The 13,155-nt window shown below is 43.9% G+C and carries 10 protein-coding genes; 1 reads left to right on the forward strand and 9 read right to left on the reverse strand.

The features are described 5' to 3' along the window. Positions 1–59: 59 nt before the first annotated feature. Both DHBDCA_RS03375 and DHBDCA_RS03380 read right to left on the reverse strand, forming a co-directional pair. A complete protein-coding gene (locus tag DHBDCA_RS03375; protein WP_015042758.1) occupies positions 60–863 on the reverse strand; it encodes a YlmH family RNA-binding protein in 804 nt (267 codons plus the stop codon). A 446-nt stretch (positions 864–1,309) separates the two neighbouring features. Then, entirely contained in the window at positions 1,310–1,639 is a 330-nt protein-coding gene (locus DHBDCA_RS03380; RefSeq protein ID WP_015042759.1) for a hypothetical protein, read from the reverse strand. A 403-nt stretch (positions 1,640–2,042) separates the two neighbouring features. On the opposite strand from DHBDCA_RS03380, the gene DHBDCA_RS03385 reads away from it, so the two are divergent. Continuing rightward, entirely contained in the window at positions 2,043–5,735 is a 3,693-nt protein-coding gene (locus DHBDCA_RS03385; protein WP_015042760.1) for an Ig-like domain-containing protein, read from the forward strand. 99 nt (positions 5,736–5,834) lie between these two features. Here the strand turns inward: DHBDCA_RS03385 and DHBDCA_RS03390 are convergent, their stop codons facing one another. From DHBDCA_RS03390 to DHBDCA_RS03415, 7 genes are all read right to left on the reverse strand, one after another. Then, a complete protein-coding gene (locus DHBDCA_RS03390) occupies positions 5,835–6,905 on the reverse strand; it encodes a hypothetical protein (RefSeq protein WP_015042761.1) in 1,071 nt (356 codons plus the stop codon). A 256-nt stretch (positions 6,906–7,161) separates the two neighbouring features. After that, the gene (ltrA, locus tag DHBDCA_RS03395; RefSeq protein WP_015042619.1) at positions 7,162–8,559 is read right to left on the reverse strand and encodes a group II intron reverse transcriptase/maturase; all 1,398 of its coding nucleotides are present in this window, start codon (positions 8,557–8,559) and stop codon (positions 7,162–7,164) included. Positions 8,560–8,742: 183 nt separating this feature from the next. Next, positions 8,743–8,898 carry a hypothetical protein gene (locus DHBDCA_RS15385; protein WP_021315529.1) on the reverse strand — a complete coding sequence of 52 codons (156 nt, stop codon included), beginning with the start codon at positions 8,896–8,898 and terminating at the stop codon, positions 8,743–8,745. 143 nt (positions 8,899–9,041) lie between these two features. Further along, positions 9,042–9,398, reverse strand: a complete 357-nt coding sequence (locus DHBDCA_RS03400) for a hypothetical protein (protein WP_242824958.1) — start codon at positions 9,396–9,398, stop codon at positions 9,042–9,044. A 251-nt stretch (positions 9,399–9,649) separates the two neighbouring features. Further along, entirely contained in the window at positions 9,650–10,198 is a 549-nt protein-coding gene (locus DHBDCA_RS03405) for a hypothetical protein (RefSeq protein ID WP_034378489.1), read from the reverse strand. Between the two features lie 356 nt (positions 10,199–10,554). Continuing rightward, positions 10,555–10,812: a response regulator transcription factor gene (locus DHBDCA_RS03410; RefSeq protein ID WP_021315530.1), complete on the reverse strand. Its 258-nt coding sequence runs from the start codon at positions 10,810–10,812 to the stop codon at positions 10,555–10,557. A gap of 678 nt (positions 10,813–11,490) precedes the next feature. Continuing rightward, positions 11,491–13,110 (reverse strand): ABC-F family ATP-binding cassette domain-containing protein, encoded by a 1,620-nt coding sequence (locus DHBDCA_RS03415; protein WP_015042764.1) that lies wholly within the window; start codon positions 13,108–13,110, stop codon positions 11,491–11,493. Positions 13,111–13,155 lie beyond the last annotated feature (45 nt).

Raw genomic sequence — 13,155 nt, forward strand, 5'->3', positions numbered from 1 at the left:
GCGCGGCTGTTTGTGCCACGGATGGCATAAATTTGGGTATTTATTTCAAGAGCGTTGTACTAGACATACTTTTTAATCACGATGGACTGGCGGCCTTTTTTAGAAAGTCCACCTATTTCCTGAAGCTTAATTTTTCCGAAGCCGCGCAAAGATAGCGTATCCCCTTCCGCAACCGTCTTATCTGTTTTGTCACATTCCAGCGAATTCAGCATGACCTTTCCGGATTCAACATATTCCCCCGCTTTGGTACGGCTTAAGTTAAAACCTGCCGCGACCACACTGTCCAGCCGTAATGAGGCTACGGTGTCTTTCAGCAGAAGAACTTTTTCTTCCGGTATTTGCAGCAATCCCGCAGGGATGATTGCTGTTTTTATTTTGACGCGACCGACTGATTCCAGATTGTTTATCAGGAACGGCAGGATTTCTTTCAGGACAATCAGATCCGTGCTGTTTTCCCCGACCAGAATGTCACCGACCGTTTCCCGTTTGATTCCTGCCCCCATCAAACTACCTAGGAAATCCCGATGCGACAGGCCGCTGTCTGCAGGATATTCCGCCCGGATAAAAGCTAATGGGCAATATTCATCATCCTGAATGACTTGTTCAGGCTCCAAGTAGTCCGGCAGAAAGACCAATACGGTACGCTCAGCCCCTTCATAGCCTCCCCAGAAAAAGTGCCGGGGGTTTCCGCTCGCTTTCAGCGCATTTCCAAGCAGCACCCGCTGCTGTTCATTACAGAACCGCGTGCAAACCGGAATATTTTTCTTTTCTGATTCATCAAGTTTGTCCAGCGCCCGCGCAAGCAGCAATTTGCTCTCTTCATCCTGGGCATATTTTTTGACGGTTTCGGTTTTTGTGATCATGGTTATGTTCCTTCGGTATAAAAAACTATGTTAATGATGATTATTGCCATTATAATTGTTTCAATCTGCTAAAATCAAGATTAAGTTAAGCTTTTTAGTTATCCTCTAAATAGGCTTGTCCCAAAATCGACACCAGTGTCGATTTTGGGACAAACTGTCTATAGCTTTCATAGGAATAACACTGTAAATGTTAGTCTTATTTCTGATTTTTTGGTGATTATCTTTTCCGTCTTACCTGGTGATATGAAAAATCTGTAATAATCTGCTTCTTTCCTTAATTCGCCAATATTTAGACGGTAAAAACAATTTACCCTAAGCTATTAATAAACCTAAATGGAATCGGCTAGCTGGACCGGTTCCACTTTTGCCTTTCGTTTTTTTTTGCATAAGGAAAAGGAGACGGGAATTCCATCTCCTTGCAAAATATTTTCTGTTATAAAAGGCGTTCAGATTTCAATATTATTTCTCAATGCATGGATATATTTATCTGCTTTTTCCGTTGTAAGTTGCTTCCCGTCTTCATCAATTTCTTCGAGTTCATTCGTCACACTGGCAATAGAATCACACTGTTCATCACAGTATTCATATAACCCAGAAAACCATACTGTATTAACCCAATCGAGAACAGTCTTTTCAGATATAGTCCCTGTTTGGTATTTCTCAAGTACTGCTATTAAATGAATGCTGCATATTTGGACAGGTTTATCTATTTTTAACTTATTCAACCCTTTAGGCAACAATTCAAGCAATTGGTTTTTGAGAATTTTTAAGTCCAAAAGTGAAAAAGGCGACCTTCGGGTCGTCTTCCTCTTTTATTTAACCATAACAAGCGACATAGTGTTGCAACATTTCCAAAAGTGCAAGTTGATCATCAACCCAATGTAACGCAAATGGCGCTTCATTATAATTAGCAGACAATCTATGATTGATCTCTCTTCCGTTACAGACTTTTCTTCTGTCTTCAAATTTCCGAGTTTTTGCCGAGTTTTTGCCGTTTAACAAGTTGCTGAGGAAATATAATCAAGCTGAAGGGAGAAATATTACAGAACGGCTAAACTATTTTCTTGATTTTAGGACCCTAGAAAAAAGTTACCAAGCAGGTTTACGAATATCCATATTTCTTCTCTTTGCTAATTAATCAGCTGGTTCAAAAATTTTCAAAAACAAAGGAGAGATATTATGTCAGTAAAAGTAAATACCGCAAGCGCTTCAACTGTATATCATGGACCAAGTTCCAGCATTTATGCCTCTGTGGGCAGTGTTGGCATAGAGCAAGTCGAGGTCTTCGCCGTGGAAAAAAACTGGTTCTATATCGAGTACTACACCGGAGCCACTACCAGGAAAAGAGGCTATGTCCCGTACAACACAATCACGAATCCGGCTACTGTAGCGGCCAGCGTCCCGACCCGGTCTTTAACCGGCTATGCCGATGTTTCAACCCTGAACATTACGGTATGCACAGGTCCGGGAACCTCAACCACTTATCCATTACCCGGGAATGTCTATGCCACGGAAGGTTTCACACGTTTTAATGAAACCAGCGGGAGCTACACGTATATTGAATACAGTACATCGTCTGGCACCAAACGTGGATACGCCTTGACCAGTCAACTTGCAAGCAGGAACAGGGGGGTGCTTGCGAACGTTTCATCATCTGCTACCATTTATACCGGTCCCCGCAGCAATTACGTAACCGGGGGAGGTGTTTACTCCGGAGAATACGTAGTTATCCTGGAAAAAGACGCTTCTTCCTGGTACTATATTGAATTTAACTCAACTTCCGGCAGAAAACGCGGTTACGTCGATCAAAACTTAATTACGCCATATTCTTCGACCAGCGGACTTGGATCACTGAAAACATTTCAAAATGCAGCTTCCATCCAACAGAATGTATATGTTTATGCTGGACCAAATTTAGGTTTTGCCTCTATTGGCTCCTTATCCGCTGATGAGACTGTCTTTAGGATTGAGGGTGTTACTGCAGAGTCTGCCTATTCTTTTATCGAGTACACAACCTCCTCCGGTCAAAAACGGGGCTATGTGTCGGCCAGCGGTCTTCAGACTCTCACTGGAGCTGTCGCTACGATTGCAAATGCAGACACTGTTTATCTTGGACCAAGTGACATAAACTACGCGTCTGTAGGAAGTGTCAGCCAGAATGATCCGGTCCTGGTTCTCGGCAAGGAAAAATCGTGGTTCTATATTCATTACCCCACATCAAGCAATAAGAAAAGAGGCTATGTTCCATACGACTATTTGAATGATCCCTCTACCGTTGCCGCAGGTGTCTCGGAGAGGACGTTTACGGGTTGTGCCGATGCAACCAACCAGGATCTGACGGTCTATACCGGACCGTCGAACAATTACACCGCTTCTGGAACTGTCTATTCTGGTGAAGGGGTCACCCGCTTTAATGAAAGTCAAAACGGCTTCACCTATATTGAATTTAGCTCCCCCTCCGGAACGAAAAGAGGTTATGTCGATACAACGCAATTAGCAGACAGGAACAGAGGCGTTCTGGCTGAAGTCACTTCCACTCCGTCCACTGTCTATTGCGGCCCGGATGAAACCTATTTCCTAAGCGGCGGGGTCTCCCTGGAAGAGTTCGTCGTCATTCTGGAAAGAGACATTTCTTCTATTTATCCGACGCAATGGTATCACATCGAATACAATACAGCCTCCGGACGAAAAAGAGGCTATGTCAATCAAAACTGCCTGACTGCTACAGGCTCTCTGAGTTCTGTTCCGGCATTGCGAACAGGTATCGGTTTAGCAAAAGCTGTCGGGAACCAAACCGTATATACCGGACCAAATACCAATTTTACAACAATCGGCACAATTTTCGATAACGAAAGAGTAAGCATACTAAGCAGCGCCTCGGTAGAATCAGCCTATGCTTACATCGAGTACAACACAGGTGGTTCGGCAAGCAAGCGCGGCTATGTATCGACAGGAGTCCTTCAGTCGACTTCAGTGACCCTGCCAACTATTTCCATTGCTAATGTTGTGGAAGGAACTTACGGTACCAGCGGCAATAACCGCTCCCTAAAATATTATAAAATCGGCAGTGGCAACAATGTACTGGCTGCAGTATTCGCAGTTCACGGATTTGAAGATGCCTGGGCGGCTGACGGCGAGGAACTGGTCAAAATCGCCAAAACGACGATTGAAGAACTTGCTGCGGAAAACCTCTCCGCATGGACGATCTACGTTATTCCCTGCGCCAATCCGGATGGAATCCTGGACGGTTGGACAAATAACGGTCCTGGTCGGGCAACAGTCAGCGCAGGCAAGGATATTAACCGTTCCTTCCCGTATACCAATAATAACGACTTTTATCCTTATACTAACACCAGGAACTTTAACGGTTCCTCAGCACTGGGTTCAGCTGAAGTGCTTGCCCTTAGTCAGGTCTTGCTGCAATGGAAAAGTGAAGCGCAAACCATGGTTTTATTAGATGTTCACGGCTGGCTCAATGAATCTCTTGGGGATACAGCGATTGGGCAATGTTTTCAGAATCAGTTCGGCTCAACTTTTAGTCTTAGCACATTATCTAGTTCCGCCAAAGGGTATGTAAGTCTTTGGGGACAAAATAATGGCATGCGCGCGGCGTTGATTGAGCTTCCTTTCCCCAGCTCACCACAAGATATCCTTGACAGGGATTTTGCCGGGAAATTCGTTTCAGCTACGTGCAATATGCTGAACGCTATCGCTTCAAGTGTGGCAGTTACGGGCGTCACGGTATCTCCCAGCCAAGTAACGCTTGCTTACAATCAGACCCAGCAGCTTACAGCGACCGTGTCCCCGTCCGACGCAGCGAATAAGGCAGTAATATGGTCAAGCAACAATACAAATGTGGCAACAGTGAGCAGTACTGGCCTTATAACCGCAGGCGCAGCTTCAGGAACCGCAACGATCACTGTTCGGACTGTAGACGGCAGTTTTACGGCAAACTCAGCAGTGACCGTTGCCTCAGCATCTATTCCGGTTACCGGAGTAAGCGTAAACCCAACATCCGTCAGTTTAGATGCGGGGGATACCCAACAATTGACAGCTGCCGTCGTTCCAGCCAACGCGACGAACAAGGCGGTTACTTGGTCGTGCAGCAATCAAAATGCCTCTGTCAGCAGTACCGGACTGGTAACGGCACAATTAGCCGGGACAGCTACTATTACCGTGACTACTAACGATGGAGGATTCACAGCAACAACGGCGGTAACCGTATCGGATAATGGAGGCGTCCCTGTAGGATATAAAACCTATAAAGTGGGTGCTACGTTACCAAGCGGCAGTCCATTTGCCGGCTGGGCGGTAGGTCAGGGATTTAACGACAAAGAAACAAATAATCATGGGCATCTGGGTTACGATATTAACCTAGGAACTGACGTTGGCCCTAACGTAAAGCCCATATTCGGTGGAACAGTGGTATTTGTTCGGTCTGATAATTCGACCTGGAACGGGCGAATTGTTGTCATCGAGCATAACTTAACAGGTGTCCGAAAATTCTATTCCTCTTATTCACATTTAAACACTACGAGTGTGAGTGAAGGAGATCCTGTAACAACCAGCACTATAATAGGTACCATGGGTGGGTCAGCAAATGGCAGTGATGGAACTTTTGGCCCTCACGTACACCTGTGCACTTACACTAAGAGCAGTTACGACACTGACCCGATGGGATATTGCGGCGCCCTCGATCAAGTAAAGCAATTGCACCTTCTAACATTTGAACAAGCTGCTGGAAACTATTATAATAACTATTACTATGGTGGGGATACAAGTAAGTTCCCCCGTTGCGGCGGATGTTGTTTTTATGATCCATTTGGGATCGTTAGTACTAACGGTCAGATCATTGAAGCTTTTCATCCTTGAGAATGAATTAAAAACTGGCGGGGTAACTCGCCAGTTTTTGCTTTGGGCATTCATCTATAATAATAGAAGCCCTAGACATTTTAAAATGAATAAGACAGCTCAGTCGCTCGCGTTTGAAAGAATTATTTTGGATACATGATCGGTAGCATCAAATTCCAATTTAAATATTTTTTCTCCGTCACTGTACCAGATGTTTTTAAGACCGTTTTTGCCAAACCAGATATACCCATAAATATCAAGATGTTGTACTTTCCCATACAAGGTCTGGATTTTATCATTATCCCCAATCTTACTTTCGTTTTTCTCATTTGGTAATTTAGATATAACCGACTCCAACGAATCACCCACTTGAATACCCCTTACAAAACTAAGACCGGGATGAGCTGTTTCTATACTCAAAAAGAAATAATTCTTGCCTTCACCTTCGGGATAATAAAATGACACCTTTGTATCCGCGTATTTTCGTGTCATAATGACTTCAATACTATCTCCATGTTCAGGCAATGTTTCCGCATCCAATAAATGGCCGAAAAGTTTATCTGCCTGCTCAATCGTTAAATCTAAAGGAAAGCCGATGATTTCTCTCGTAAAGAATGGCACCTTGTACATTGCTTGTTTTGTTTGTTCTGCAGGCACCTTTTCAAAAGAGGTCGGTAGCTGCGCTTGCTTCCGTTGGTCATAGGGACGTAATTGGAGGTTGTTATAGGTAATCTGCAGGTATCCATTATTAATGGTAAGAGTACCCTCTACATGCTTAAGCTTATATCCTGATTCTTTCTCGTCTGCGGAATAGGAGGCCTTGCCGTCCGGTTCCTTCCGGGCGTATGTGCTGAATCCTCCTTGGGTAATCTTTCCTTCCTGATCGTATTCCGCAACAAAAAGATGAAAATCAAAACCGTTTTCCGTTTCGTTATAGACTTGAATTTGCGCCATATTCCTGTCGCCGTAATTACACTGCCACACTCCTGAGAATTTTTCAGTAGTTGGTTCTTCTGTCTCTGCTGGTGCATTGGAGCCAGTATCTTCAGATGATTCAGATGTTATGGATGAGTCCGGCGCTGACGTTGTGCCTGAATTTGAATTGGCCGTTGAGGTACACCCTGTAAGAATTGGAATCAGAATTACTAAAATCACTAGTAAATGGCACAAAGATCGCGATTGTTTGTTCATTTGCCGTTTTTCCTTTCTTTCATTTATTCACGTGTTTTACTTAAATAAACTATGAATAACTACAAAGAATGCTGTTTTATTTTTTATTTGATTATCCTTACTTTTTTTACCAATTATAAATAATTACTACCTATAATTCAAGCAAAAGATTCCATAATCAATTACTGACGTGTATGCCTTAGATTAATCGAGTAGGAGGGGGCGTCTCGCCCCCGGCCTCTCACACCACCGTATGTGCGGTTCCGCGTACGGCGGTTCAATAGTTTAAGTGCAGTACCTCGTATTTCTTGGCTATGTCATCATAGCCGAGGGATTCGAGGTATTTGTCAGTCAACGTATGATTAAGTATCCCGCTCCCGGCTACTCTCCAGTAGCCTTTGCCAGTGTACCCATTCTTGTGTGCCCAGTAAACCGACATGCCGAGTGCTATCAAGTTCCCGATTCGGGTTTTTGGTTTCTTCCACTGCTTCCAGATATACATCCGTATCCGTCGTTTCAGCCACCTGTTCAGTTCCTGAATTCTGCTCTTCATACCGGCAATAGCGTAATAATTAAGCCACCCCGTTGTATATAGCTTCAGTTCCTTCAGAATCTGTTGAATGGCCCTTCCGCGATTCCGTTTTGTGATGCCTTTGAGCTTTTCCTTGAATTTCTTCATTGACTTTTCATGCACCCGTATTCCCGTACCTTTGCCCGTCCTGTACAAGGCAAAGCCAAGGAACTTAAGCTTCAGCGGTGATCCCGCTTTACTCTTTTCCGAGTTCACTTTCAGCTTTAGTTTCTTCTCAAGGTACTGCTTACAGCTTTCTAATACACGTTCTGCTGCTCTGCGGCTCTTGGTGTAGACAGCAATGTCATCCGCGTATCGCAAATGCTTGTGCCCCCGTCTTTCCATTTCCTTGTCGAATTCATTGAGGTAGATATTCGAAAGTAACGGAGATAACGGGCCTCCCTGTGGGCTGCCTTCCTCCGTCTTGCTTTTCACTCCATTCTCCATGACTCCGCTTTTCAGAAACTTCTTGATGAGGTCTATAATCCGCTTATCTTTTACTTCTTTGCGTATTATATTCATCAGCAGTTCATGATTCATCGTATCGAAGTATTTTGACAGATCGATATCCGCTGCGCGGGTATATCCCTGTTCGTAGTACTCTTTCGCTTCCTTCATGGCTTGCTGTGCGCTGCGCCCCGGTCGATAGCCGTAGCTTGCCTCCGAAAACAGCGGTTCAAAGATTGGTTGCAATATCTGCACCAATGCCTGTTGCACCATCCGATCAATGACCGTTGGCACACCAAGTTTTCGTACTCCTCCATCCGGTTTGGGTATCTCTACTCTCCTAACCGGTTGAGGCCTGTACATCCCGTTTCCTAAACTCTGTAGCAACTCCTCTCTGTGTTTCCTGAGCCAGGGCAGCATTTCATCCACGGTCATTCCGTCGACTCCTGCTGCTCCACCGTTTGACTTAACCCTTTTGAAAGCCCTGTTCAGGTTTTCTCTGTCCAGAAGTCTTTTCATTAGGTCGACTGCACCGTCTTTTTCCTTGGTTTCTCGTTCAACGATGCTCCGCGCTCCGCCGTTGTCTTCGGGTTCCACCCTATCTTCCGGGCGGCAGCCAAGGTTTCCCTCGTATTCTGCCTTCTTCACATCGTCCACCTTCTTCCTTCTTCAAAAGACTACTACTGTTCAGCCCTTCCCGCGTTTCCGCGGTACTATAGCTTCTGCTGACTTCTCATGCCTCAGCTACACATCACTGCGCGGTTTGCTCCTGTGGTCGTCGAATGCGTCCCTCTTGTCGGGAGCGTGGTATGAGATCTCCCCGGGTAAGAACAACAACCTTCATCCCATGTAACCGCCGCATTTACTGTACAGGGTTCGGGTAGTATTGGACTTTGTTTTATTAAGCAAACTCGTCCACCCTGATTCAGCCTTATATGCGGTTTCTGTTCGTCGGTTCAGGACTTTGCTTACGGCTTCCTTTAGATTCCACCTCACGATGGACACCCTTGCCGTTCGGCTAGCACTTCCTACTACCAAGCGTGCAGCGGACTCTCACCGCCGAGTTGTTGCCCATGCCGGGCGCACTTAAAAAGATGACTTCTGAATAACTCAGAAATCATCTGATGATTGGCTGATTATTATTTTCCGCCCGACAATTCAGTTGACGTTGGTTCAATCCCCACAATCGGAATATTTGTCCTGTTCCCATTGATATCCTCGTATACGACTGCAGCAATGTTTTCTTCAGACATATCTACACTAACCCCCGGCACTACTAAGAAGACTCCAGGTTCATACGTTTTATTTTTCTTTTCTGCGAGAGATTTCCGGAAAGATTCTGTCTGTTTATACCCAACATCCAACGAATAATCTATTCCAGCTTCTTCATCCTTAGTTACAATATTATAAACTTTGCCGCTTGATCCCACCATTGCAACGATTGCTCCTTTTGGCAGCATTACTTTATCTCTTCCATTTGTATTTTCTATCGTCATATAAACTTCGGCGAATTTTGTATTTGTGCTCGTACTGATATTAAAGTTAACTTTCGTTATTTCGAAGCTTAGTTCATTCCTGAGCATTTTGTTATTTTCAACTTTAACGGGCGAGCTTGTTTCTGCAGAAGCGGTTTTATTAAGATCTGCTATAATGATGCCCCCTAGTAAAAGGACGGTAGCACAAATTCCAGCAATGATTTTCGGTACTTTTTCATTATCTATCCTTCCTTTCTTTGTAATGACTTAAATTAGTAGAGTAAGTCTATATAATAAGCATAGACATTACCTGTATCAAAATTTGTGTGGACGTAACCAGAGTATGCATGCCAATACCCTGTAAAATCCGCGTAATCTGTCACTCGTAGTAAGTGCATCTGGCTGTAAGTCTTATATACCTGATTGGAATTCAAAGTACTATTATAAGATATTTCACAAACTACTGAGCTTTCGCTTTCGCTAGAATATAAATTAAGATCTGTAATAACATATGCCCCGGTTGCAGGAGTTACTTTCGAACTCAATGCGTAACCATAGACAGCTCCGCCTCCTGCGTATCTGCCCATAAGATATCTATAACCGTTTGTTACAGTTGTTGACATTAATGCAAGTGCTTCTCCGGTTCCCGTCGTCATAACGGTGCTTGAACTTGATGAAGCCGAACTCTTCAATGGCGTGGATTCAATAGTTGCGTAGAGTTTCCCTGAACCATCTACCGAAGCATATGCCGGAGATATATTGGCAATAAGTATGAAGGACATCGTTAAAACTATTACTAATATTTTATTAAAATTTTTCATTTTTTGACTCCTCTCTCTTATCTTTATTTTTACTTACTGCTGAGTAAAGATTGTTCGAAGCTTCTATACCAAAATCACCTCGCTTCCTATTTCCAGGAAAAAAATCTTTTGAATAAGACTCATCTGCTATTTTTGCGTCGAATCATATCTATTCTCATTTACTGCAAATATAAAACAACGAATGTTATTGCTGCATTACCGCTTTACAATTTCCATTTTGTATTATTTTCCATTTACTAGCAACCGTATAAACTACAGGTCTTGAAAATTTATTTTTCCGGTATTCACTACAGTTGGCTCCTAATATTCTCTAGAGAATACCCTTATAAAACCCATTTAAGATCACTTGATACTTTCTATTTTAATCCACTCTTTATTTCCTGATAATTTAATGCTGCTTCCAAACGGGATTTAACTCCAAGTTTTTCCAAAATGTTGCTGACATGATACTCCACCGTACGTTTCGAAATTCCCAAACTTGCGGCAATTTCCTTATTTCTTAAACCTTTTGCAATTCGAACGAGGATTTCAGATTCCCTCTCTGTCAAAACTTTTTGCGAATCCTTCACATTTAAAGAAGCTTTATGAACCAAAAATGGATCGGAATCATTCAATCAAAACCTTGATTTTAGGACGTTTCACTATCTATTCCCCCTAAGGAACAGTAAATAAATAAAAACAAAAAATATTAGAATTGTTTTCTATTCACCTATTCTAATAGACAATCTAAGGCAACTTTTGCAACACTTTTCGCAGAAAAACTTATATCACTTTGTTTTCTCTGATGTTAAATATTCAAGCTGAGAGGTTCACTGTAACACCTACACGGGGTACGAGGTTAAATAAAAAACCATGTCAAGCCTAAGCTCTGGCACTACCGCCTGAAGGCGCTCAACCCTGCGATGCTCCAAGAGTTCACCAACGACATATACCTGCACGAGTATTTCAAGAGCATGCTCGTGAACATCATGGGCATGCTGAACGCGGCGCTCGACTACGCCGTCCACCCCTGCGATTCATCAAAGACAATCTGTTCTGGTACATGAACAGGCCTCGGTCGCTGCCGAAGCCGATCTGCGGCTTGCAGGGGGTATCACCCTGCTTCACATGGTTAACTCGGGTTTTCCAAATTGTACCACATCATCATTTTAAATAGGAATTTTCTCACAAGCAAATATGACCCAAAAAGTCAAATTGCTCAAAATAAAAATGCTGCCAATCGTCTGAATAAACGATGAACAGCATCAATTTTTTCTGCCACTTTACATTTTATATTAGGAAATAAAATCAGCCTACATCTCGTACATCTTCTTGCGCAGCTCCTGAATATCTTCACTTTCCAGATATTCGTCATACGTGATCTGCTTGTCAATAATTCCGTTCGGCGTGATTTCAATGATTCGGTTGGCCACGGTCTGGACAAACTGGTGGTCATGTGAGACAAACAGAATCGTTCCCTTATAATTGATCAGCCCATCATTTAAGGCCGTGATGGATTCCAGGTCGAGGTGATTGGTCGGTTCGTCAAACAACAGCACATTGGCGCCGGAAAGCATCATCTTTGCCAGCATGCAGCGGACTTTTTCGCCTCCGGAAAGTACTGCTGCTTCCTTCAGCGCTTCTTCGCCGGAGAAAAGCATTCTGCCCAGCCAGCCCCGGACGAAGGTTTCGGTCTGGTCACCGGAATATTGTCTGAGCCAGTCGACAAGGCTCAGATGAACATCGTCAAAATAGGCCGCGTTATCTTTCGGGAAATAGGACTGAGATGTGGTGACGCCCCATTTGAAGTCCCCGCTATCGGCAGTTGTTTCCCCGATTAATATTTTAAACAGGGATGTCTTAGGCAGACCGTTAGGACCTACGAACGCGATCTTATCACCTTTACTAACGATAAATGAGACATTGTTCAGGATCTTCTCCCCTTCTACTTCTTTGCTGATTCCGTTCACGGCCAACAGGTCATTCCCTGCTTCCCTGTCCGGTTTAAAATCAACAAACGGATATTTGCGGGATGACGGTCGGATGTCCTCTAGCGTCAGTTTTTCCAGAAGTTTTTTGCGGGATGTAGCCTGTTTGGACTTGGAAGCATTGGCACTGAACCGCTGGATAAACTCCTGCAATTCTTTTTTCTTGGCTTCCGTCTTTTCATTGGCATCTCTCATCTGCTTCAACGCCAGCTGGCTTGATTCGTACCAGAAGTCATAGTTACCGACATAAAGCTGGATTTTGCCGAAGTCAATATCGGCAATATGCGTGCAAACTTTATTTAAAAAGTGTCTGTCGTGAGAAACGACGATCACGGTGTTCTCAAAGTTATACAGAAAGTTTTCGAGCCAGGTAATGGAGGCAATGTCGAGGTGGTTTGTGGGTTCGTCCAGCAGCAGGATATCGGGACTTCCAAAAAGAGCCTGGGCCAAAAGAACCCGGATCTTCTCATTGCCGTCGAGTTCCTTCATTTTTTTCGCGTGGTACTCTTCGCCGATACCGAGTCCGTTTAAGAGGGTTGCCGCTTCGGATTCTGCTTCCCAGCCGTTCATTTCCGCAAATTCCGCTTCCAGTTCGGCGATCTTCATGCCGTCTTCTTCGGAAAAATCGGGTTTGGCATAGAGAACTTCTTTTTCATCCATAACCTCACAGAGCCTTTTGTGGCCCATCATGACGGTTTTTAAGACCTCAACTTCGTCAAATTCAAAGTGGTTCTGCTTTAAGACAGCGATTCTTTCGCCGGGGTCAGTCGATACATCTCCTTTATTGGCTTCAATCTCACAGGAGAGAATTTTTAAAAAGGTCGATTTACCGGAGCCGTTCGCGCCGATGAGTCCATAACAGTTCCCGGGGATAAATTTAATATTGACGTTTTCAAATAACGCACGTCCGCCGTAACGAAGAGATATTCCAGTCGTACTGATCATTTTATTACCATCCTTATTCGTGCAACCAAGTCGCCATTATAATAC

Origin of the sequence: Dehalobacter sp. DCA (genome assembly GCF_000305775.1) — a bacterium.
Classification (GTDB): Bacteria; Bacillota; Desulfitobacteriia; order Desulfitobacteriales; family Syntrophobotulaceae; genus Dehalobacter; species Dehalobacter alkaniphilus.